Source organism: Pseudomonas sp. LFS044 (assembly GCF_047978245.1).
Lineage (GTDB): Bacteria > Pseudomonadota > Gammaproteobacteria > Pseudomonadales > Pseudomonadaceae > Aquipseudomonas.
The window spans coordinates 1-22,021 of the sequence record NZ_JBFPFX010000047.1; the positions used below are offsets into that span (position 1 = coordinate 1).

General features: G+C 64.9%; 21 protein-coding genes. 15 read left to right on the forward strand and 6 right to left on the reverse strand.

Annotation, left to right across the window (positions count from 1 at the left end):
- Window positions 1-207 precede the first annotated feature (207 nt).
- On the reverse strand, window positions 208-861 hold the full coding sequence (gene nfsB, locus ACNQPL_RS25790; RefSeq protein ID WP_346612382.1) for an oxygen-insensitive NAD(P)H nitroreductase: 654 nt from the start codon (window positions 859-861) through the stop codon (window positions 208-210).
- Window positions 862-965: 104 nt separating this feature from the next.
- Between nfsB and ACNQPL_RS25795 the strand changes: the two genes are divergently transcribed.
- The 3 genes from ACNQPL_RS25795 to ACNQPL_RS25805 all read left to right on the forward strand — a co-directional run bounded on the left by ACNQPL_RS25795 (window position 966) and on the right by ACNQPL_RS25805 (window position 3,406).
- The gene (locus ACNQPL_RS25795; RefSeq protein WP_346612381.1) at window positions 966-1,856 is read left to right on the forward strand and encodes a LysR family transcriptional regulator; all 891 of its coding nucleotides are present in this window, start codon (window positions 966-968) and stop codon (window positions 1,854-1,856) included.
- 84 nt (window positions 1,857-1,940) lie between these two features.
- Window positions 1,941-2,771, forward strand: coding sequence for an AraC family transcriptional regulator (locus ACNQPL_RS25800; protein WP_346612531.1), 831 nt, complete (start codon window positions 1,941-1,943; stop codon window positions 2,769-2,771).
- Between the two features lie 50 nt (window positions 2,772-2,821).
- The gene (locus ACNQPL_RS25805) at window positions 2,822-3,406 is read left to right on the forward strand and encodes a LysE family translocator (protein ID WP_416468297.1); all 585 of its coding nucleotides are present in this window, start codon (window positions 2,822-2,824) and stop codon (window positions 3,404-3,406) included.
- A 65-nt stretch (window positions 3,407-3,471) separates the two neighbouring features.
- Here the strand turns inward: ACNQPL_RS25805 and ACNQPL_RS25810 are convergent, their stop codons facing one another.
- Complete coding sequence (locus ACNQPL_RS25810; RefSeq protein WP_416468298.1) at window positions 3,472-4,671, reverse strand: sugar transporter; 1,200 nt, start codon at window positions 4,669-4,671, stop codon at window positions 3,472-3,474.
- 202 nt (window positions 4,672-4,873) lie between these two features.
- On the opposite strand from ACNQPL_RS25810, the gene ACNQPL_RS25815 reads away from it, so the two are divergent.
- Window positions 4,874-6,190: a hypothetical protein gene (locus tag ACNQPL_RS25815; RefSeq protein WP_416468299.1), complete on the forward strand. Its 1,317-nt coding sequence runs from the start codon at window positions 4,874-4,876 to the stop codon at window positions 6,188-6,190.
- A gap of 84 nt (window positions 6,191-6,274) precedes the next feature.
- Here ACNQPL_RS25815 and calA read toward each other — a convergent pair whose 3' ends face one another.
- Complete coding sequence (gene calA / locus ACNQPL_RS25820; protein WP_346612377.1) at window positions 6,275-7,327, reverse strand: vanillin reductase; 1,053 nt, start codon at window positions 7,325-7,327, stop codon at window positions 6,275-6,277.
- A 179-nt stretch (window positions 7,328-7,506) separates the two neighbouring features.
- Here calA and ACNQPL_RS25825 point away from each other — a divergent pair, with 179 nt between their 5' ends.
- The 4 genes from ACNQPL_RS25825 (at window position 7,507) to ACNQPL_RS25840 (ending at window position 12,512) form a co-directional block, all read left to right on the forward strand.
- The gene (locus tag ACNQPL_RS25825) at window positions 7,507-8,412 is read left to right on the forward strand and encodes an AraC family transcriptional regulator N-terminal domain-containing protein (protein ID WP_416468300.1); all 906 of its coding nucleotides are present in this window, start codon (window positions 7,507-7,509) and stop codon (window positions 8,410-8,412) included.
- 92 nt (window positions 8,413-8,504) lie between these two features.
- Window positions 8,505-9,011, forward strand: a complete 507-nt coding sequence (locus tag ACNQPL_RS25830; protein WP_346612375.1) for a sigma-70 family RNA polymerase sigma factor — start codon at window positions 8,505-8,507, stop codon at window positions 9,009-9,011.
- Window positions 9,008-9,997, forward strand: a complete 990-nt coding sequence (locus tag ACNQPL_RS25835; protein ID WP_416468301.1) for a FecR family protein — start codon at window positions 9,008-9,010, stop codon at window positions 9,995-9,997. Before ACNQPL_RS25830 ends, ACNQPL_RS25835 begins: the two co-directional genes overlap by 4 nt.
- 79 nt (window positions 9,998-10,076) lie before the next feature.
- Complete coding sequence (locus tag ACNQPL_RS25840; RefSeq protein WP_416468302.1) at window positions 10,077-12,512, forward strand: TonB-dependent siderophore receptor; 2,436 nt, start codon at window positions 10,077-10,079, stop codon at window positions 12,510-12,512.
- A 6-nt stretch (window positions 12,513-12,518) separates the two neighbouring features.
- Here the strand turns inward: ACNQPL_RS25840 and thpR are convergent, their stop codons facing one another.
- On the reverse strand, window positions 12,519-13,064 hold the full coding sequence (thpR, locus tag ACNQPL_RS25845; RefSeq protein ID WP_346612372.1) for an RNA 2',3'-cyclic phosphodiesterase: 546 nt from the start codon (window positions 13,062-13,064) through the stop codon (window positions 12,519-12,521).
- 158 nt (window positions 13,065-13,222) lie between these two features.
- Here thpR and lpxO point away from each other — a divergent pair, with 158 nt between their 5' ends.
- The 3 genes from lpxO to ACNQPL_RS25860 all read left to right on the forward strand — a co-directional run bounded on the left by lpxO (window position 13,223) and on the right by ACNQPL_RS25860 (window position 15,621).
- Window positions 13,223-14,122, forward strand: a complete 900-nt coding sequence (gene lpxO / locus ACNQPL_RS25850) for a lipid A hydroxylase LpxO (RefSeq protein ID WP_346612371.1) — start codon at window positions 13,223-13,225, stop codon at window positions 14,120-14,122.
- 506 nt (window positions 14,123-14,628) lie between these two features.
- Complete coding sequence (locus tag ACNQPL_RS25855) at window positions 14,629-14,973, forward strand: carboxymuconolactone decarboxylase family protein (RefSeq protein WP_346612370.1); 345 nt, start codon at window positions 14,629-14,631, stop codon at window positions 14,971-14,973.
- Window positions 14,974-15,051: 78 nt separating this feature from the next.
- Window positions 15,052-15,621, forward strand: a complete 570-nt coding sequence (locus ACNQPL_RS25860) for a GNAT family N-acetyltransferase (protein ID WP_346612369.1) — start codon at window positions 15,052-15,054, stop codon at window positions 15,619-15,621.
- A 1-nt stretch (window position 15,622) separates the two neighbouring features.
- Here the strand turns inward: ACNQPL_RS25860 and ACNQPL_RS25865 are convergent, their stop codons facing one another.
- Complete coding sequence (locus ACNQPL_RS25865) at window positions 15,623-16,525, reverse strand: LysR family transcriptional regulator (RefSeq protein ID WP_346612368.1); 903 nt, start codon at window positions 16,523-16,525, stop codon at window positions 15,623-15,625.
- A 123-nt stretch (window positions 16,526-16,648) separates the two neighbouring features.
- On the opposite strand from ACNQPL_RS25865, the gene ACNQPL_RS25870 reads away from it, so the two are divergent.
- Window positions 16,649-17,713, forward strand: coding sequence for an AbrB family transcriptional regulator (locus tag ACNQPL_RS25870; RefSeq protein WP_416468303.1), 1,065 nt, complete (start codon window positions 16,649-16,651; stop codon window positions 17,711-17,713).
- 6 nt (window positions 17,714-17,719) lie between these two features.
- On the opposite strand, the gene ACNQPL_RS25875 is transcribed toward ACNQPL_RS25870, so the two are convergent.
- Window positions 17,720-18,199, reverse strand: coding sequence for a VOC family protein (locus ACNQPL_RS25875; RefSeq protein ID WP_416468304.1), 480 nt, complete (start codon window positions 18,197-18,199; stop codon window positions 17,720-17,722).
- 243 nt (window positions 18,200-18,442) lie between these two features.
- On the opposite strand from ACNQPL_RS25875, the gene ACNQPL_RS25880 reads away from it, so the two are divergent.
- From ACNQPL_RS25880 to ACNQPL_RS25890, 3 genes are all read left to right on the forward strand, one after another.
- The gene (locus tag ACNQPL_RS25880) at window positions 18,443-19,792 is read left to right on the forward strand and encodes a hypothetical protein (protein WP_416468305.1); all 1,350 of its coding nucleotides are present in this window, start codon (window positions 18,443-18,445) and stop codon (window positions 19,790-19,792) included.
- Between the two features lie 101 nt (window positions 19,793-19,893).
- Window positions 19,894-20,943 (forward strand): cytochrome D1 domain-containing protein, encoded by a 1,050-nt coding sequence (locus ACNQPL_RS25885; RefSeq protein ID WP_346612364.1) that lies wholly within the window; start codon window positions 19,894-19,896, stop codon window positions 20,941-20,943.
- Between the two features lie 217 nt (window positions 20,944-21,160).
- Window positions 21,161-21,811: a TIGR04211 family SH3 domain-containing protein gene (locus ACNQPL_RS25890; protein ID WP_387533286.1), complete on the forward strand. Its 651-nt coding sequence runs from the start codon at window positions 21,161-21,163 to the stop codon at window positions 21,809-21,811.
- The last annotated feature ends 210 nt before the right edge of the window (window positions 21,812-22,021 follow it).

Sequence of the window (22,021 nt, forward strand, 5' to 3'; positions counted from 1 at the left end):
TCGTCGAGCCACCAAGGCTAACAACTATGGCCTATCAGGCCATGGCACGTTGCAACAAATGTAGGAGCGGGCTTGCCCGCGATGCGCCGCGCGGGCGGCGCTCGATCTCAAAGGCGCTAAAGATCCCAAGGCAAGCGCTTCGCCGGGCGGCGCCCGGCCTCAATATCCCCGCAAGAACCTCGGCGGGCACCTAGGCCCCACCCCGCATCAAAGAAAAGTAAACACCTTCGAAGCCGGCAAGCGCGACTTGTTCAGCCCGGCATTGAAATCGGCCTCGCTGCGGTAACCCAGGCTCAACACCACCACACTGGTGAAACCCTGCTCACGCAGGCCCAGCTCAGCGTCCATGATCTTGCTGTCGAACCCCTCGATCGGCGTGGCATCCAGCCCATGGGCCGCGGCGCCCAGCAACGCCGTGCCCAAGGCCAGGTAGGTCTGTTTCTCCATCCAGTGCTGCAGGTCTTTCTGGTCGAAGCGGTGCAGGTTCACGTAGTGACGACGGCTGTTGTTTTGCCCGGCACGGGCCTGGTCGTCACGAAAACGCCCGTCAGCCGCTTCCTGCTCCAGCACGCTGTCCAGGTGCGCTTCGGTCATTTCGGTACGGGTGCAGAAGACGATCACGTGGGAGGCATCGAGAATCTTCGGCGTGTTGTACGCATAACCCTCGGCCGTACTCTTGGCCAGGCGCGCCTTGCCCTCGGCGCTGTCGGCAACGATGAAGTGCCAAGGCTGCGAGTTGACCGAGGACGGGCTATGGCGCAGTTGCTCAAGCAGCGCATCGACGGTGGCCTGGGGAATCTTGCGGGCCGCATCGTAGGCCTTGGTGGTGTAGCGGCGCTTGGCCAGGGAAACGGTATCCATGCTGCAACTCCATTAAACGGAACGGGATGTGGAGCGCATAGTATCTTTCCTGATAATTCGAAAAAGCGGCAGAATGCAGCAACACTTTCTCCCACGGAATGAAAATGCTGCGCATCACTGATCTCGAGCTGTTCGTGCGCAGCAGCGCGCTGGGCAGCTTCACCGCCGCTGCCCACGAGGCTGACTTGCTGCCCGGCCAGGTTGCCGCCGCGATCAAGCGCCTGGAGCGCGACCTCGATGTACGCCTGTTCGCCCGCACCACGCGCAGCCTGCGCCTGACCGCCGAGGGCGAGCTGTACCTGCCCACGGCGCTGAGCGTGCTGGAGAGCCTGCGTCAGGGGCGCGATAACCTGCACGGTGCGCGCACGACCCTGCGCGGCGTGCTGCAGGTGTCGGCGCCCTCGGACCTTGGGCGCAACATCCTGCTGCCGTGGCTCAGCGAGTTCCGCCGCGAACACCCCGAGCTGACCTTGCGCTTCCACCTCTCCGACCAGGTGGCCGACCTGTTCCGCGACCCGGTGGACGTGGCCATCCGCTATGGCCTCAACCAAGAAGCCAACTACATCGCCCTGCCCCTGGCGCCGTGGAACCGCCGTGTGCTGGTAGCATCGCCTGATTATCTGGCGCGCCACGGCAGGCCGCAGGCACTCGATGACCTGCAGCAACACGCCTGCCTTTTGTACCTGCAACTGGGGCGCACCTACGACAAATGGCGGCTGGGCAACCGCACCGTGCAGGTCAGCGGCCCGCTGTTCAGCGACGACGCCGACGTGGTGCGGCGCTGGGCACTGCTGGGCGAGGGCATTGCCTACAAGTCATGGCTGGATGTGAGTGCCAACGTCGCCTCAGGCGAGCTGGAAGTGCTGCTGCCCGAGCACCCGGGCGAACTCACCCCGGTGACCTTGGTGTGCCCGCACCGCAAGCAGCTGTCGCCTGCGGTGTCGCAGTTGCACATCTGGTTGCGTGACCGCTTCGCCGCCCAGCAGCCGCAATGAAGCGCCGCGCTGCACAAATGTTCTAAACCGCTGCCAGCTTCTGCGATAAGGTGAACTGCCCTACCCCTCTGCAGCCTTGCCGCCATGCCCAACTGGATCGACCTCAAGCAAGACGCCGACACCGGCATCGAGTCGGTCCGCGCGCATTTCGTTGGCCACGCCTACGACCCGCACTGGCACGACAGTTTTCTGGTCGGCTACACCGAACAGGGCGTGCAGCAGTTCGATTGCCGGCGGGTGCGCCACCACAGCACGCCGGGGCATGTGTTCCTGCTCGAGCCCGGTGATATCCACAACGGCCATGCCCCCACAGATGAGGGCTTTACCTATTCGACGCTGTACCTGGAGCCGAAGTGGCTGGAGGCCGAACTGCGGGCGTTGTTCGAGCAGGCGCCGAGCGACAGCCTGCCCAGTATCGCCTCCCCGCTGTGCCATGACCCCCGCCTGGTCGGCGCCACCGCGCGCGCCTTCCAGGCCGTGCACGGCGAAGAGCTGCGTATCGTGCGGCAAACCGCCACCGATGACCTGCTCGGCTGCCTGACCGGCCACCTGCACTGGCGCAAGCGCCTGAACCCCGACCCGCGCCTGCCGCTGACCGCGCAGCGGGCGCGTGATTACCTGCACACCCACCTGGACCAGGACATCGGCCTGGACGACTTGGCGCTGGCCTGCGGCGTCGATCGCTTTCGCCTTACCCGCGCGTTCAAGGCCGCCTTCGGCCTGGCGCCGCATGCCTACCTGATCCAGCTGCGCCTGGCGCGCGCCCGGCGCCTGCTTGCTCAGGGCCAGACACCAACCGAAGTGGCCATGGCCCTGGGTTTTGCCGACCAGAGCCACTTGGGCCGCTGGTTCCGCCGTGCCTACCAGCTCACCCCGGCAGACTACCGGCGCCGCTGCACAAACCTTCCAGACTGACGCGCGGCGATGCCCGAGCATGGTCCTCTGTTCAATCGGAGCCTTTCGCCATGTCGCATTCGTTGTTGCCGTTCATCCTCTTCGCCCTGGTCGCCAGCATCAGCCCGGGGCCAACCAACCTGCTGATCCTGGCCCATGGCGCGCGGCAAGGCATGCGCGCCAGCGTGGCGCCGATCCTGGCGGGCTGCGGTGCGGCGGCGGCGGTGGTACTGCTGGTCGGGCTTGGGCTGGGCGAGGTGCTGATGCGCCATCCGCTGGCCAGGCAGGTGATGAGTTGGGCCGGCGTAGTGTGGTTGAGCTGGCTGGCATGGCGCATTCTGCGCAGCGCCGGGCAGCCCCTGGATGTAGGCGCAGCCAAGCCGTTCGGTGCCCTCAGTGCAGCGTCACTGCAAGTGGTCAACCCGAAAGTGTGGATGATGGCCGTGGCGATGATCGGCGTGTTTGCGGCGCCTTCCTTGCCGGTGTGGCAACTTGCGCTGGTGTTTCTGCTGATCGCCCTGCCGTGCATGACGGCCTGGGCATTGCTTGGGGTGGGCAGTGCGCGCTGGTTGCAGGCGCCGGGGCGGTTACTGTGGTTCAACCGCGGGTTGGCGGGGTTGCTGCTGGTGTCGGCCTGGGCTGCACTGCTTGGCTGATTTCACTGTTCGCCGGTGCGGCAGCTGCGCGCCGCACCCACAAAAAACACCACTGGCACCGAGTGTCAGTGGCTCAGCGCCTCGCGAAACCGCTGGGTGCTGGCCACCGCCAACAGCAACCCGACCACCGCCACGCTGCCGCCGACCATGCCGATATCCGCCACGCCCATCTGGCTGCTGACGATACTGCCCAGCAGCGCCCCGCCACCGATGCCGATGTTGTAGATGCCCGAGAACAGTGCCATGGCCACATCCGTCGCATCGGACGCCAGCTTCAGGGTCTTGGACTGCAGCGCCAGGCTGAAACTGAGGATCGCAATACCCCAGAGCATGCTCAAACCGGCGAACAGGTAGAAGTTGCCTGACAGCGGCAAAAGCAGCAGCAGGCACGCCGCCAGCAGGCCGATCGAGCCAACCAGGAAGCCATGCGGGAAGCGGTCGCTGTAGCGGCTGAACAGCAGCGAGCCGAACACCCCGGCGCCACCGAACAGCAACAACAGCAGCGTGGTGCGCTCGCCACCGATCTGCGCCACGTGCAAGGCGAACGGCTCGATATAGCTGTAGGCGGTGAACTGCGCGGTGATCACCAGCGTCACCAGCACGTACGTGATGACCAGCGCCGGGCGCTTGAACAGGATCGGCAGGCTGCGCAACGAGCCCGAATTCTGGCTGGGCAGCAGCGGCAGCGATTTCATCAGGCACAGCATGGTGGCCAGCGCGACCCCGGCAATGCTGAGGAACGTCACGCGCCAGCCCAGCGCTTCGCCGACCACGCGGCCCAGCGGGATGCCCAGCACCATCGCCAGGGTGGTGCCGGTCGCCAGCAGGCCAAGCGCCTTCGCCTGCTGGCCGGGCGGCGCCACGCGCACCGCCAACGAGGCGGTGATGGCCCAGAACACGGCATGCGACAGGGCGATGCCGATACGGCTCACCAGCAGCATGGCGAAGCTCTGCGACAGCCACGACAACAGGTGGCTGATGATGAACACCATGAACACGAACAACAGCAGGCGCCGCCGCTCGATGTTGCGTGTCAGCAGCATCATCGGCAGCGAGGCCAGGGCTACCACCCAGGCGTAGATGGTCAGCATCAGGCCGACCTGCGCGGTGGTCATGTCGAAACTGCTGCCGATGTCGCTGAGCAGCGCCACCGGGACGAACTCTGTGGTGTTGAAAATGAAGGCCGCCAGGGCCAGCGCGATCACGCTCAGCCAGCTGCCGCCATCGCTGGCCGCTGGCACGTCGGTGGGGATGGGTCCGTTCATGGGTGGAATTCTGTTCTCCGCAGGCATGGCGAAAGGACGCGCGTCAGGGGCCAAGTATCGGCCGCGCTGAGGCACGGGTTTGTTATTGGAGGGAATGCCCGCATGGTACGCGTCAATATCGTGCCTCACAACCCGCCGCGTATTGCAGGTACCATGCGCGCTGTGTGTGAAATGCAAGCGGAACAAGGAGCCCGATCCGCCCATGAACGATCAACATGCCCAGCAGCAATGGCAGCAAGCGGTCACTGCCTATGCCCAGGCCATCAACCGCTACGTCGCGCAAGGCTGCGCCCAAGGCTGGGACGACCTCGAAGAACCGCAACACGCCGCCACCGAGCACCTGCTCGATGCCTGGCAGGACGCCCTGCAGGCCGTCAACCGGCCAGGTGTCGACGAAGAGCAACGCCAGGCCTTCCGCGCGGCCTGGCCGCCAGCGCACCTGCCGCTGGTGCCCCTGCTCGACGCCCACGGGCAAGGCATCTGCAACGTCCTGCTGCTGGACGATGGCAGCCTGCTGGCGCGCATCGGCATGCCGTATGAAAAGGGCCAGGTGGTGCGCATCGATCAACAGGCTGTGACCCCGGTGATTGGTATCGAGCACTTTGGCCGCTGCCCGCAGCGCCGCTACTTTGCCTTGGCCAACGCCGAGGGGGTACGGGTTACCGATGGCTGGGGCGGCCCGCAGGTTGCTCGCCTGCCCTGGCCGAACGGGCTGGAAGGCCTGCCAGCGGGTTACCCGTTCGAACCGTTCGACCTGCCGCCGACACCCACCACGCTGGTGCCTTTCGCGGACGGCCAGCGGGTGCTGCTGGTCAGCGCCGAGGGCATTTTCCTGCTTGCCGCCGAGGGGGCTACGCGGTTGCTGCCACGTGAGTCGCAGGTGCTCGAAGCGCTGGCCGAAGGCACCGACCCGGACGATATCGGCCTGGGGCTGGCCATGGAGCATGGCGCGGTGTCGCCGGATGGCCGGCTGATCGTGGTCGGCGAACAGAGCAGCCGCCATCTGGTTCTGAACGACCAACTGCAAGCCGTGGCAGAGATCGGCCCAGGCGGCGAGTACCCGCATTTCGCCCTGTTCAACCGCAGCGGCGACCAACTGATCATCAATGCCTGCCACTTCTACAACGGCGGCACCCTGGGGGTACGCGTGGCGGACCTGCCGGGGCTGGATACCGAATACTACAGCGAAGACCCGCGCACACCGTTGCTGCAGGATGGCGCGCGGGTTTATGCCGGGGTAGCCGGTGATGGCGAGTACATCGTTGGCGATGCCTACGGTTACCTGCGGGCGTTTGGCGAGGATGGCGCGGAACATTGGCAGCATTACCTGGGTTCGACCATCAGCGCCATGGACCTCAGCGCGGACGGGCGCACGCTGGTTGCTGCGAGCCATGCCGGGTTCATTTCGGTGATCGCGCTGGGCAGCGGGCGGCCAGAGTGGCAGATCGGCACCGGGGCACATGGCGAGGTGCGGCGGTGGTTGTTCTGGAAGGGTTGGGACAAGGCGATGGCCTGGTAGTCCTGCACCGGCCTCATCGCGGGCAAGCACGCTCCTGTAGGAGCGGGCTTGCCCGCGATGAGGCCGGCCAGCCACCCCCCCTAATCAGCCCTGCAGCGTGGCCATGTCGATCACGAAGCGGTACTTCACATCGCCCGCGATCATCCGCTCATACGCCTGGTTGATGTTGCGGATGTCCAGCATCTCGATGTCGCAACGGATGTCGTGCTCGGCACAGAAATCCAGCACTTCCTGGGTCTCGGCGATGCCGCCGATCAACGAACCGGCCAGCACTCGGCGCTTCATTACCAGGTTGGCTGCATGCACCGCCGGGTCGATCGGCTCGATCAGGCCCACCAGAATATGCACGCCGTCGAACTTCAACGTTTCCAGGTACGGGTTGAGGTCGTGCTGCACCGGAATGGTGTCGAGCAGGAAGTCAAAGCGCCCGGCGGCGGCGCGCATCTGCTCGGCATCGGTGGAGACGATCACGTGGTCCGCACCTTGGCGGCGGGCTTCGTCGGCCTTGGCCTGGGAGCGGGTGAACAGGGTCACCTCGGCGCCCAGCGCCTTGGCCAGCTTGATGCCCATATGGCCCAGGCCGCCCATGCCGAGAATGCCGACCTTGTGGCCGGGGCCGACGCCATGGTGCTTGAGCGGCGAATAGGTGGTGATGCCGGCGCAGAGGATGGGCGCAGCGCTAGGCAGGTCCATGCCGGCCGGGATGCGCACCACGAAGTGCTCGCTGACCACGATGCTGCTGGAATAGCCGCCCATGGTGTTGCTGCCGTCGACCCGGTCCGGGGTGGCGTAGGTCATGGTCGGGCCTTCCAGGCAGTACTGCTCCAGGTCCTTGGCGCAGGCCTCGCAATGGCGGCACGAATCGACCATGCAGCCGACACCGACCAGGTCGCCGACCTTGTGCGCCGACACCTTGTCGCCCACCGCGGTTACGCGGCCGATGATTTCATGGCCAGGCATCAGCGGGTAAACGGCAATGCCCCACTCGTTGCGGGCCTGGTGAATGTCGGAGTGGCACACGCCGCAGTAGAGGATCTCGATGGCGACGTCATCCGGGCGCGGGCTGCGGCGCTCGAACGTCATGGGGGCCAGTGGGCTGGTCGGGGTTTGGGCGGCGTAACCGATGGCGGTATACATGCGGGACCTCATGAGAAGTGAAACGATTCAGGCGATGCATTCTGCGCGCCCTCGGCTGCGGTGCCCACGGCAGATTCTCCGGCATGCATGCCTGATTCTCCGAACCTCGCATCCGCCACCTGGCGCTGACCTGCCGATCTGCGATGATGCAACTGTCTGATTCTCTGCCCTGGTTCATCATGCAGCTAACCCGCCACGTCGACGCCAACGCCCCGTTGTGTACCCTTATTCGCAGCCTCGCCAGCCGCTCGGGCTTCGTGCCCACGCACCTGCCCCAGGTGCAGGTGTTGAGCTGGGACCATTACGTGGCCAGCAGCCCGCAGATCTATGAGCCGAGCCTGATGATCCTGGCCCAGGGCAGCAAGCTTGCGCGCCTGGGGCCGCGCACCCTGGAGTACGGTGCCGGGCATTATCTGGTGCAAGCGCTGTCGGTACCGTTCATGTGCGAAACCTTTGCCACCGCAGAAGAACCGCTGCTGGGCGTGGCGGTGGACATTGACCGTGGCGTGCTGGGTGAACTGGTGCAGAGCATGGAGTTGGCACCCGACGCCGCAGTGCAGGCGCAAACACCCCAGTCCATGACCTCGGCAGCGCTCGATGAGCCGATGCGCGACAGTGTCGAGCGCCTGCTGCGCTGCCTGCAGGACCCGGTCGACGCCAAGGTGCTGGGGCCGGCGCGGGTCCGTGAGGTGCTGTACACGGCACTGCGTGGCCCACAGGCCGGGGTGTTGCGGGCACTGGTCGAACAGCAGGGGCACTTCGCCCGCATCGGCGCCGCCCTCGCCCACCTGCGCGAACACTACAGCGAGCCGCTGAGCGTCGAAGCACTGGCAGCGTGCGCGAACATGAGCGTGTCGACCTTCCATGAGCACTTCAAGCGCTGCACCGACATGGCGCCAATGCAATACCTCAAGCGCTTGCGCCTGCTCAAGGCCCAGCAGATGCTGATCGGCGAAGGCCTGGGGGTGGCGCAGGCGGCGCACCGGGTGGGTTACCAGAGCACCTCGCAGTTCAGCCGCGAGTACAAGCGCCAGTTTACCCGTAGCCCGGGGGATGAACTGCCGTATCAGAGTTTGCCTGTCTGAGGGCACACCTGTTCAGCGCCACCCCATTGCGAGGCATCCAGCGACCCGGCTAATATTGAGAACGATTCACACTCACAACTGGATGCCAGGCGTTGGACAGCACTTCGACCCGCAAGCTGGGCTTTTTCTTCAGCGACCATCACCGTTGGCTGCTTCAACACATCCACAAGCGCCTGCGCAACCGCGCCGATGCCGAGGATACCGCTGCCGAGGCCTTCTGCCAGATGCTCGGCGCCCGTGTCGACCCCGACAGCATCCAGCAACCTCGTGCCTACTTGTCGACCATCGCGCGACGGCTTATTTTCGACCGCCACCGTCGGCGCCAGCTGGAACAGGCTTACCTGGAGCGCTTGGGACAGCTGCCGGAACCGGTGGCCCCTTCGGCTGAAGAACAGCTGCTGCTGATCGAGGCGTTGGTCACCATCGACCAAGTGCTCGACGGCCTGCCCGCCATCGTCAAGGCGGCGTTCCTGTACAGCCAGCTGGACGGCATGAGCTATGTCGACATCGCCAGCAAGCTGCAGATCAGCGAGCGCACCGTCAGCCGCTACATGAAGCAGGCCCTGCGCCAGTGCTACCTGTGCGAGGTGCAGCCATGAGCAGCCGGCCGCTGGATGCGATCACTGAACAGGCCATCGACTGGATGGTGGCCGTCAACGCCCGCACACCCGACGACGCCCTGCTGCAGCGCCTGGCGCACTGGCTGCAGCAAGACCCCGCCCACCAGCAGGCCTGGGAGCGCCTGCAGCGCCGCCTTGGCCGCCCGCTCGCCACCTTGCGCGCGCTGGAGCAGCGTGCCCCCGGCCAGGCCGCCGAAGCGCGCCAGGTGTTGCTGCAACCTACCCACTCGCGCCGCGAAGTGCTCGCCGCGCTGGCCAGCGTTGGCCTGTTCGGTGGCGCGTTGTGGGGCGCCTGGCGCAGTGACACTGCGCAGAACTGGCGCGCCGACCTGCACACCGGCAGTGGCGAACGGCGCAGTTTCACCCTGGCCGACGGCAGCCGCCTGAGCCTCAACAGCGCCAGTGCCGTCGACCTGCACTTCGATGCCGGGCAACGCCTGCTGGTGCTGCGCCGTGGCGAATTGCTGATCCAGGTGGCCGCCGACCCTCGCCGCCCGTTGCGGGTGCGCACGGCCCAGGGCCAGGTTCAGGCCTTGGGCACACGTTTTCTGGTCAGCCAGGAGCACACCGCCACCCGTGTCGTGGTGCTGGAACACAGCGTGCGCAGCAGCCTGCCCGATGGCCGCTGGCTGGACCTGCAGCAGGGCCAGGCCGCGTTGCTGCGCAGCAATGCCATCGAGCCGCTGAAGGACGACCAACAGCAGCGGGCCGCCTGGGTAGAGGGGCGCCTGGAAGTGCTCGACGAACCGCTGCACACTGTGATCGATGCCCTGCGCCCGTACCAGCGTGGCTACGTACGTGTGGCCCCTGCCATCCGCGCCCTGCGGGTACAAGGCGTATTCCCGCTCGACCAGCCCAGCGAGGCACTGCAAGCCCTGGCCGAAACCCTGCCGATCAGCATTGAACACTACGGCCCGTGGCTGACCTTGATCGGCCCAGCCCACCCGCGGCCAACAAAATCATGAAAATCATTCGCAAGCGTGTCCGGTTTTCATTTCTCGTCCCACCTATCTCCTGACAAGCCAATACAATCGGGAGAACTCCGTGCACAACCTCTGGCCCCGCGCCTTGCCCCTGGTCGCCGCCCTGACCAGCTTCAACGCCCTCGCCCAGGCGCCAACCCTGGCATTCAACCTGCCGCCGGCAAGCCTTGCGGCAACGCTCAACCGCATTGCCAGCCAGAGCGGCACCATCATCGCCCTGGAACCTGCGCTGGTACGTGGCAAGCAGGCCCCCGCCGTGGTCGGCCAGATGAGCGCCGAGCAAGCCATGCAGGCGGCCCTGGCCGGCAGTGGCCTGCAGTTGCGGGTCACCGGCAGCGGGCATTTCAGTGTGGCCCCGGCCACCCAGAGCGGTGATGCGCTGGAACTGGGGAGCACCAGCATCACCGACGACTACCTGGATGCCACCAGCGAGGGCAGCGGCTCGTACGCCGCACGCGCAGTCACCCTGGGCAAAGGTACCCACACGCTCAAGGAAATCCCCCAGTCGATCACGGTGATTACCCGCAAACAGCTGGACGACCAAGGCATCACCGACCTGCAGGACGCGCTCAACCACACCACCGGCATCGTCGGCGCCCAAGGTATCGGGCCGGGCGTGGTGGTGACCTCACGCGGGTTTCAGATCGACGACTGGCAGTACGACGGCGTGCCGATCCCACGCAACAACTACTCGCTGGGCAACTGGGCAACCCAGGACCTGGTGTTCTTCGACCGCGTGGAGGTGCTGCGTGGTGCTTCCGGCCTGCTGCAGGGCACCGGCAGCCCGGGCGGCGCGATCAACCTGGTGCGCAAGCGCGGCCAGGCCACCCCGACCGTCACCGTCACCGGCAAGGCCGGCAGTTGGGACCACTATGGCCTGCAACTGGACGCCGGCGGCCCGTTGACCGACGACGGTCGCGTGCGCGGCCGGGTGGTGGCAGACGAAGACCAGAGCGACAGCTTCATCGACTACCAATGGGGCAAGTCCCACTCCCTGTACGGTGCGCTGGACATCGACCTGAACGACGCTACCACCGTTGGCGCTGGCATCAGCTACAACCGCCAGCAGTCGCGGCCGATGCTGCGTGGCCTGCCCCGCTATGCCGACGGCAAGCCCATCGACCTGCCGCGCTCAACCTACACCGGCGCCCGCTGGAGCCGGGCAGAAAACGAGGTCACCACCTATTACCTGGACCTGGAGCACCGTTTCAACGACGACTGGGCGTTCAAGGCCGCCGCCGTGCGCATGGACGAAACCAACACCTCCACGCACCAGCGTGTGCAGACCACCGGCCAGGGCGTTGAGCCTGACGGCAGCGGCATCACCTACGCCGATTGGATCACCGATTTTCACAACACCAAGCTGGGCCTGGACATGAACGTGACAGGCCACTTCGACACAGGCTCCGTGGCCCACGAAATCACCGTAGGCGGCAACTACTCCAAGCTGACCTCGGACGACGCCTACTGGCGCAACTTCGATGCCTCCGACGACAACATCTTCGACATCGACCACAACCGCCCCGAGCCCAGCCGTGACAGCATGTTCGACGGCGAACTCGCCCGCGCCAACCGGGCCAGCTACGACATTCGCCAAAAAGGCCTGTATGGGGTGTGGCGGGTCAAGCCCATCGACGACCTGACCCTGATCGTCGGTTCGCGCGTCAGCTGGTTCGACTACAGCTGGGACTCGATCGACTTCAACAGCCGCACTGACCCGGGCAACCGCTACCCCACCAGCCGCATGACCGAGTCGGGCGAGGTCACGCCCTATGCCGGTTTCGTCTACGACCTGACCCGCGAGTGGGCGTGGTACGCCAGCTACACCGATGTCTTCGTGCCGCAGACCGAACGCGCCGTCAACAACGCGCCGCTCAAGCCGGTGATCGGCAGCAACTACGAGACGGGCCTGAAAGGCGAGCTGTTCGACGGCCGGGTCAACGCCTCGCTGGCGGTGTTCCGCTACGACCAGGAAAACCGCGCGGTTACCGACGTGGCCTCAGGCTTTGCCTGTGACGACTGGTACTGCTCCACCGCAGCGGGCAAGGTGCGCAGCCAGGGCATCGAGGCCGAGATCAGTGGCGAAGTGCTCAGCGGCCTGCAGCTGTTTGCCGGCTACACCTACAACACCACCAAGTTCCTCGACGACCCGGATGAGGAAGGCCGGGTATTCAGCCAATGGACACCCAAGCACATGCTGCGCGCCTGGGCCGACTACACCCTGCCGCTGGACGGTCAGCGCTGGAGCACCGGCCTTGGCTTCACTACCCAAAGCCACACCCTGGGCTACGAGCGCACCTATTCCGTGCCCGGTTACACCGTGTGGAGCGCGCGCCTGGCCTACCAGCTGACGCCTGAAGTCAGCCTGGCGGTCAACGGCAACAACCTGTTCGACAAGAAGTACTGGGTGGCCGGTTTCAACCAGCTCAACGGCAGCAATAACTACGGCGAGCCGCGCAACTTCATGTTCACGGTCAAGTACACGCCGCAGTTCTGACCCGCCTCATGCCCCCAGCGGCCACTGCGCCAGTGGCCAGTACTGGCCCTTGCGTGATTCATAAAGCGTGAACTGCCGGGCCGTCACGAAGAAGTCTGGCGCCACGCTGGCCTCAGGCGCCTGGCCGCGAAACTCCCGAGACAAGGTCAGATGTGGCCGGTACTCACGGGCCTGCTCGGCAACCCCCATGGGCAGCAGCGCCTGCTGCAGCCCATACACCAGCTGGCGCAGCGCCGCCGGCGTATCCTGCGGCTCCAGCACCAGCACATTGGCGCGCGGCCAGGCCTTGAGCTGGTCCAGCAGCAGGCGCAGCGGCGCAGCCGGGCGCGCCAGGTTGTCTACCGCGGCGCAGATCGCCGGCACTTGCGCCGCATCCACATCACCGAGAAACAGCAAGGTCAGGTGGAAGTTTTCACTGGGCACTGGCTTGCCGCTGCGCAGCTCAAGGCCACGCCGCCACTGAGCGATGGCGCGGCGCTGGGCGTCCGCCACGGGCAACGCAAAAAACAGCCGTTTGAAGGGGGCGCCACTGGGGCGGATATCCTGAACCATGGGTGCTCCTTGACCTTAAACGTTTGCGCAGTCTGCAGGGCATTACACCTAAGTCGCCCGGAATTCACGTAACAATATGTACAAACTACCCCAATGATTGTTTATGCTGGCGGGCTTATGCCATGGCGCATGGCCATTTTTTCGACAAGTAATCGTCCATGAAAATTGCACTCGTACTGATCTTCGCCCTCTCGATCGCCTATGTTCACCTGCGCGGTCGGGTACGTCACAAGCTGACTCGCCAGCTGGGTGACCATTCCAGTTTTCTGGCCCCGGTCAACAGTTTCCTTTACCTGTTCTCCCGGCACCCGGCCAAGCCCTACCTGCCGGTCGAGGCCTTCCCTGAGCTGCAACCACTGAAGGACCACTGGCAGGAAATCCGCCAGGAAGCCCAGCAGTTGCTGCATGTGGGCGAGATCAAGAAGTCGGAAAACTACGACGACGTAGGCTTCAACTCGTTCTTCAAGACCGGCTGGAAGCGCTTTTACCTGAAGTGGTACGGCGAGAGCCACCCGTCGGCGATGAACCTGTGCCCACGCACCACCGAACTGCTGCAAGGCATCGGCACCGTCAAGGCAGCGATGTTCGCCACCCTGCCGCCAGGGGCCAAGCTGGTACGCCACCGCGACCCGTATGCCGGCTCCTACCGCTACCACCTGGGCCTGGACACGCCGAACGACGATGGCTGCTACATCGACGTGGACGGCGAGAAATACTCGTGGCGCGACGGTGAAGCGGTGGTGTTCGACGAGACCTACATCCACTACGCGGCCAACACCACCGAACATAACCGCATCATCCTGTTCTGCGACATCGAACGCCCGTTGAAGTACCGTTGGGCCACCGCGTTCAATCGCTGGTTCAGCCGCAATGTGATGGCCGCAGCGGCCGCGCCGAACAATGCCAACGACAAGACCGGCGGCATCAACCGCCTGTTCACCCGCATCTACAAGATCCGTGAACGTGGCAAGGCGCTGAAGAAGCGCAACCGCATGCGTTACTACCTGGAGAAGTGGCTGGTGGTGGCGGCGCTGGTGCTGGTGTTTGTTTATATCTGAGCATGTCGGGCGGTTGATGGCGCCTGTGGGATCGAGCGCCGCCCGCGCGGCGCATCGCGAAGCGCTTGCCTTGTAATCTTCAGCGCCCTTGAGATCGAGCGCCGCCCGCGCGGCGCTTCGCGAAGCGCTTGCCTTGTAATCTTCAGCGCCCTTGAGATCGAGCGCCGCCCGCGCGGCGCTTCGCGGGGCAAGCCCGCTCCCACATTTGTTGCAACGCGCCGTTCCAGTCAGGCCATGGTTGTCCGCCTTGGCGCATGACTGAAGACAGGTGAGGCGGCAGCAGTGCCAGCCGAAAAACCTCGTCGAGCCACCAAAGGCTAACAACTATGGCCTATCAGGCCATGGCACGTTGCAACAAATGTGGGAGCGGGCTTGCCCCGCGAAGCGCCGCGCGGGCGGCGCTCGATCTCATAACCGCTGAAGATCTCAAGACAAGCCCATCACCCTTCCCCACATATTCAACTAGCCTGATAGCTCCACTCGCAACCTCCCCCAAGGTGAAGACGATGAGCATGATGGACTGGGATGCCTACCGTAAGCAGCTGATGGCGGGCATCGGTGATCTCAAGCAGTTGTCCCCCGACACCGTGGCCGGCTACATGACCGCCAGCGGCGCCGGTGCCAAGACCAACCACCTGGACGCCAAGACCCGCGAACTGATCTCCCTCGCCGTGGCCGTCACCACCCGCTGTGACGGCTGCATCGCCGTGCATTCGCAGCAGGCGGTCAAGCAAGGTGCCACCCGCGAAGAGATCGCCGAAGCCCTCGGTGTGGCGGTGGCGATGAACGCGGGTGCCGCGCTGGTCTATTCGGCCCGCGCCATGGATGCCGTCGGCAAGGCCAACAGCTAACCCAACGCGGCGTCGTTACCCTTGCGCGACGGCGCCGCGCCACCCAGACTTGGCGGCCTAGCCATTGCAGGTACCGCCATGATCCACATCCGCCCCATGACGCCCGCCGACTTCGAGCGTTTCTGGCCCACCTTCCAGGCCGTTGTCCAGGCCCGCGAAACCTACGCCTACGACCCAGCCCTGAGCCTCGAACAGGCACGCCAGTTGTGGCTGGAGCTGCCCCTGCGCACGCTGGTGGCCGAGCAAGACGGCGAACTGCTGGGCTCGTACTACCTCAAGGCCAACGCCACAGGGCCGGGCGCCCACGTCGGCAATTGCGGCTACATGGTCTGCGAAGCTGCCCGTGGCCGTGGCGTTGCCCGGCTGATGTGCGAGCACTCGCAGAAATTGGCGCGCCAGGAGGGCTTTCTGGCGCTGCAGTTCAACTCGGTGGTGGCCAGCAACGAAGTAGCCGTGGCCCTTTGGCACAAGCTGGGCTTCGACACCGTCGGCCGCCTGCCCAAGGCCTACCGCCACGCCCGCCTGGGCCTGGTCGACTGCCTGGTGATGTACAAGTGGCTGGCCGACGAGCCGGTGGTGGAAAAACCGCCACTGCTGATCGGCCGCAAGAACATCGAGGCACGTGTCTCGCGGCGGCGCGGGCGCTAGCTCAATCGCGCTCGAAAAAGCTGCTGCCCTTGTCTTTGAGCAAAGCCACCAATGCCCCCGCCGCAGGCGACAGGTAGCCGTCGGTACGCACCGAAACCGCCACGGTCCGGCGCATGGTGGTCGCCTTCAACGGCACCTCGCGCAACCACGACATCCCCAACCCATGCTCCAGGGTTTCCCGCGCGGCAAAACTGAGCAACTGGGTGCGCGCGATCAGCCGCGGCAACAGCGAAATTGCATTGGTCTCGATCTGCACCTGGGGCGCCGGCAGCTGATGGGCGATGAACACATTGTCGAGCCAGCGCCGGGCAGTCACCGTCGGCCCGGCCAGCACCCAGCGGTACTGGCAGAGGTCCTCGAGTGCGATGGGGCCGGCGAACACCGGGTGCTCGGCACTGGCCACCACGATCGCCTCATCTTCGAGGATCGGGTAGGTGGTGAACTCCGGGTCGACGGCAATCTGTGGCGAGATGATCACATCCAACCGCCCAGCGCGCAGCGACTCCTTGAGCACATCGTCCTGCGCGATGGACAGCTTCAACGTCACCTCCGGCGCGCGCTCCAGCAACGCGGCGGTGAGGTGAGGCAGCAAGTGGTCGGCCATGCTCGCCGCGCAGCCCAGGCGGATATTGCCCACCAGCCCGCTGGCGAAGTCGCGCACCTCGCGTTCGGTTTCGGCAATGTTCAACTGCAGCTGCTTGCCCCGCGCCAGCAGCAGCTTGCCGACATCGGTGAGCTTGATGCGCCGGCCATCGCGCTGGAACAGGCGTGTGCCCAACGATTCCTCAAGCCGTTGAATGCTCTTGGTCAATGCTGGCTGGCTGCGGTTGAGCTTCTCTGCAGCGCGGCCCAAATGGCCGAGCTCAGCGATGGTTTCGAAATAGGTGAGGTCGCGCAGGTCCATGATTCATGAATTTCAGTTATGGATTCATCAAAAGTAGAAAATAGACTTGATCGATTGCTCCGTCGATAATTTTCTGCGCTGGCGCTGCCAGCCCGCGTCATCGCTGCGCAAGGAGTATCGCCGTTGCAAACCGCCCTTTCAGGCTCTTCCAGAACCCTCTTCCAATGGCTCGCTTTACTGACCTGCGCCGGAGCCTTCGGCCAGTTCCTGCATGCCCTGGCCGTACCGGCCGGGTTGTTCCTCGGCCCCATGCTGGTGGCCATCGTGTTTGCTGTTTCCGGCGCGCGCCTGAACCTGCACCGCCAGGTGTTCCGCTTCGGCCAGGGCTGCGTCGGCCTGTTGGTCGCCCACTCGGTGAGCTGGGCCGTGCTGGTGTCAATGGCGCAGTCCTGGCACCTGATGCTGGTGGCCACCTTCATCACCGTTGCCCTGAGCGCTCTCGTCGGCCTCGGCACCGTGCGTTTCGGCGGCATTCCCGGCAGCACCGCCGCCTGGGGCACCGCCCCGGGCGCGGCCTCGGCCATGGTGTCGATGGCCGAGGCAAACGGCGCCGACGCCAGGGTGGTGGCGACCATGCAGTATGTTCGGGTGGTGTGCGTGGTGATGATCGGCTCGCTGGTCAGCCACCTGCTCGGCGCCACACCGGGCGCTGGCGCTGCGGCCAGCGCGCCGGTGGTGATGACAGGCGCGCATGTGAGCGACATCTTGCTCAGCCTTGGGGTGGTGTCGGTTGGCGTACTGGCCGGTAGCCGCATGCCCGCAGGCGCCCTGTTGATGCCGCTGCTGCTGGGCGGCGCGCTACAGCTGAGCGGGTTGCTGACCATCAGCCTGCCAGAGCCGCTGCTGGCCCTCGCCTACGGCGCCATCGGCTGCTATATCGGCCTGCGCTTCGACCGCCAGACCGTGCGCTATGTGTGCAAGCGCCTGCCGACCATGATTGCCGGGGCGGTGGTATTGATCGTGTTGTGCGCGGCCTGTGCCTGGGTGCTGGCCTTGGCGATGGGCACGGACTTCCTGTCGATGTACCTGGCAACCAGCCCGGGTGGGCTGGATGCCATGGCGATCATCGCGGTTGAAACCCACGCCGATGTCGGCCTGGTGCTGGCGATGCAGACGTTGCGCCTGTTTGGCGTGATCCTGACCGGCGCGTTCTGTGCACGGCAGATCATTCGGCTGACCCAGGCATAGCCTGCTTCAGCCGCGCAACGCCGCCTCGATCGCGGCCACATCGATCTTGCCCATGTCCATCATCGCGTCGAACGCCCGCTTGGCCGCGGCCCGGTCTGGATTACCAAGCGCCTCGATGAGGACCCGCGGGCAGATCTGCCAGGAGATCCCCCACTTGTCCTTGCACCAGCCGCAGACGCTCTCCTGGCCACCGTTGCTGACGATGGCGTGCCAGAGACGGTCGGTTTCGGCCTGGTCTTCGGTACTCACCTGGAACGAAAACGCCTCGGAATGGGTAAACGCCTTGCCGCCATTGAGGCCTACGCAAGGGATGCCCATGACGGTGAACTCTACGGTGATCACATCACCCGCCTTGCCCGACGGGTAATCGCTGGGTGCCTGGTGCACCGCCACCACCTGGCTGTCCGGGAAGGTGCTGGCGTAGAAGTTGGCCGCGTCCTGCGCATCGTGGTCGAACCACAGGCAGATGGTGTTCTTGGCAGTCATGGCAAGGCTCCAGGGGTGAGCAGGGAACCTTGAGTCTAGCCCCTCGCCCTCGGCTGACGATGGCGGTTACCCACGCTTCGTCGCCTGGCGTCAATGGCAAACAGTGCAGGGTTTGGCACTAATCAGAAAAGGACTACACGCATCAGAGAATTATCCAGCCGCTGCCAACTTCACAGGGCCATCTGACAAGCACGATCATGCCTGGAGTGCGTCATTACCGACTTTACTCAGGGAGATTCAGCTTTGTCGGATTTCGAAGCAAAACTGCAGCACCTCACCGCTGAACAGGTCGAAACGCTGTACAGCGAGTACATCGGTGGAGAGAAAATTGCGCAGCTGCTCGAGCGCTACGCCATCGACCTGCCGCCCAGCAGCCTGATCAAGGCGTTCCCGCCGGTGCCTAGCGCAACCCTGTGCTGCCCTTACTGCCACGCAAGCCTGTACGAGCGGCGCAAAACCAAGACCGCGTCCAGCCGCCAGGACAACATGGCCTTCTGCAAAACCTGCGCACATCGCCATTACTTTCCCGGGCGTGCCCGCTGGCGGCGTGACTGCGCCTGCCCGCCCTGCCTGCAGGCGCGTCAGCAGGCGCGGCTTGAGCAGCAGGCGCAGCAGCGCAAGCGCATCCAGGAGCACTGGTGCCTGACCAAGCGGGACCCTGTACCCCTTCACAGCTTGTCCATTACCTGCAAGCTGCAACTGATGGCCATGCTCGAAGTGCGCATGGATGTTCAGCGTAGCCGCCTGATCCCGGCCGAGCAACCCACCGGTGACGCGCGGGTCAGCCCTAGCGCGGCCATGGATGCGGCAATCCTGCAGGCGTTGCACGAAGACCTGATCCTGCTGGCCGACCCCGATTCACCGCAGGATGCCTTCAGTGACGACCCCACACCCAAGGCCTGGCGCAACAAGGTGTACTGGGTCGCCAATGTCAGCCTGGAGGGCCGGCAACGTGCAAGCCTGTCATCACTGTATCGGGCCCTGCACGAGGCATTGTCCAGCGGCCCGCAACCGCAATCGCGCGACGCGCTGGCCGAGCTCATCGAGACGCTGTCGGTAGAAGAAGTCTGCGCGTTCATCGCCGCACGCTGTGCCGAGCATGGCCTGCCTTTCGAAGCCCGGAAAAAGGCCACGGAGGTCGCCACTCAACTGCTTGGGATGCATGCGCTGCACGCTATCAAGTCACTTGCCAATACCGCAGTGCGCGGCGCGCTGGCATTCATTGCGCGCAACCGTGTCACCCGCCTTCATGCCAGCAATACCATCCCCGGGAACATGCTGGCGATGGCCGAACGGGCCGTCAGGGAACAGTGGCAGTTCAACCCGTGCAGCTACGACAGCAACGCCCCGCGCTGTAGTTTGAACCGGGTGTTGTTCGACGTGTTGCTGAAACAGGATGATCACGGTATGCGGCGCAAGATTGGCGAGTACATCGAGCAGTTGCCGCGGGCCTGGGCGAGCACCACGACCAGCGCAGGTACTCGCTTTTGCACACACTGCGGCTCGGGCCTGGTGCATGTACAGCACGGCCCGAAAGAGACCATCGTCAATTGCAAGGACTGCATGGCGCGTACCTTTCTTGCGGCGCCCTAGGGGCTGGCCCCGGTCACGGGAAAAAAATCTAAACGCCTGAGGCCAGGCCCGGTCACAGCCTTGAGCATGCAACATGGACTGCAAACCCAAGGAGACTGCACATGCCCTTCCCTCACAACCCGATGATCCCGCACATCCGCCGCCTGGCCCTGGCCAGCGCACTGCTGGCTTGTACCGCACCGGCACTGGCCGCCGATGTGCTGCTGGTGGGCAACAAGGCCGACGCCAGCGTTTCGGCGCTGGATATCAGCAACGGCAAGGAGCTGGCACGCTTGCCAGTCGGTACCGGCCCGCATGAAGTGGTGGTGGCCGGCAATGGCCAGCTGGCGGTGGTCGGCAACTATGGCGTGCAAGGCACGGCCAACAACAGCCTGAGCGTGATCGACTGGCCGTCGCGCGCGGTGGTGCGCACCATCGACCTGGGCAAGGACTCGCGCCCCCACGGCATCCGTTTTCTGCCGGATAGCCAACGGGTAGTGGTGACCACCGAGGACAGCGAACGCCTGCTGATCGTCGACCTGGCCCAAGGCAAGGTGCTGGACCGTATTGACGTCGGTGGTGGCAAGCCGCACATGGTCGCGCTGTCTCCCGGTGCCGACCGCGCCTATGTCACCCATATGGGTTCAGGCACGCTGTCGGTGGTCGACCTGCTGCACAAGAAAAAGATCGCTGACATCCCTACCGGCAACGGCAGCGAAGGTATTGCCGTGGCCCCGACCGGCACTCAAGTGTGGGTCAGTAACCATGACGACGATGAGGTGGTGATCGTCGATGCCGAACGCCTGGAGGTCACTGACCGTATTCGTACCGGCCGCTTCCCGATCCGCATTGCCATGACACCTGATGGCAAGTACGCGCTGGTCTCCTGCGCCAAGTCGGCGGAACTGGCCGTCATCGACGTGGCGGCCAAACGTGAGATCAAGCGCATTGGCCTTGCGCAGGCAGGGGCCGAATACCGCGAGACCTTGCTGGGTGCCGAGGCGTTGCCGATCGGCGCGGTGGTGTCGCCGGATGGCAAGCGGGCGTACGTGGCGATCAGCGGCGGTGACCAGGTGGCGGTGATCGATACTGCCAACTGGAGCGAGAAGGCCCGCTGGAAGGCCGGGCCGGAGCCGGATGCGCTGGCCATCATTCCCCAGCCTGAAAGTTGAGCAATAGCGGGCTCTGCGCGGGCTTGCCCGCGAGAGTCCGGTTTAGACATCGCTAGCCTGTCTTTTGCAACATCCTGCAGACAATTCCTATACCAAGCAGTGAACCTGCCTACAAAAATGCGGTCTTTCGCTGACGGTCAATTAACCGACCGGTTCGCCGGCCTACCCACGATCCACCGTAGGGGGCCTATTTTCCCCGTTGCAGCGAAGACCCCACATGCCTGAATCCCGCCCAGCCTCCCTCGCCCTCCCTGCCCTGCGCGGCAGCCTGATCGCCGCCCTGGTGGCCCTCGCCGCCCCCGTGCACGCCGAAGAGCCGGCCAGCGATGCGCGCTGGGTCAGTGACAGCCTGAGCACCTATGTGCGCAGCGGCCCGACCGATGGCCACCGCATCGTTGGCACCCTCAAGTCGGGGCAGAAGCTTACCCTGGTCGGCAGCCAGGGCAACTACAGCCAGGTACGCGGGCAGAACGGCGACCTGGTATGGATCCTCTCCAGCGACCTGCAAGCGGTGCCCGGCCAGAATGAACGGCTGCCGCAGCTCGATGCCCAGGTGGCGGAGTTGTCCGGGCAACTCAAGACCATCGACGACAGCTGGAAGAACCGCGTACAGGGCATGCAGGAAACCCTCGACTCACGCAAACAGCTGGTTGACGAACTGGAAGCGCGCAACAAGGCGCTCAACGAGCAGCTCGACCAGACCCAGTCGACCCTGCGCGACACCCAGGCGCGCCTGGGCGACGAGAACAAGCAGGTGATGATGCGCTACATGGTGTACGGCGGCAGCATTGCCGGTGCGGGGCTGTTGATGGGGTTGATCCTGCCGGCGTTGACCCGTGGGCGGAAGAAGAACGATCGCTGGTTTTGAGGGGTGAGGGTGGGTTGAGGCGCATGCCTTGATTGGGGCGCATGCCTTGAGTGTTGTGGTGGGATTGGGGTGCATGCCTTGAGCGTTGTGGTGGGGCGTAGATCGAGCGCCGCCCGCGCGGCGCATCGCGGGCAAGCCCGCTCCTACATTTGTTGCAACGCGCCGTTCCAGTCAGGCCATGGTTGTCCGCCTTGGCGCATGACTGAAGAC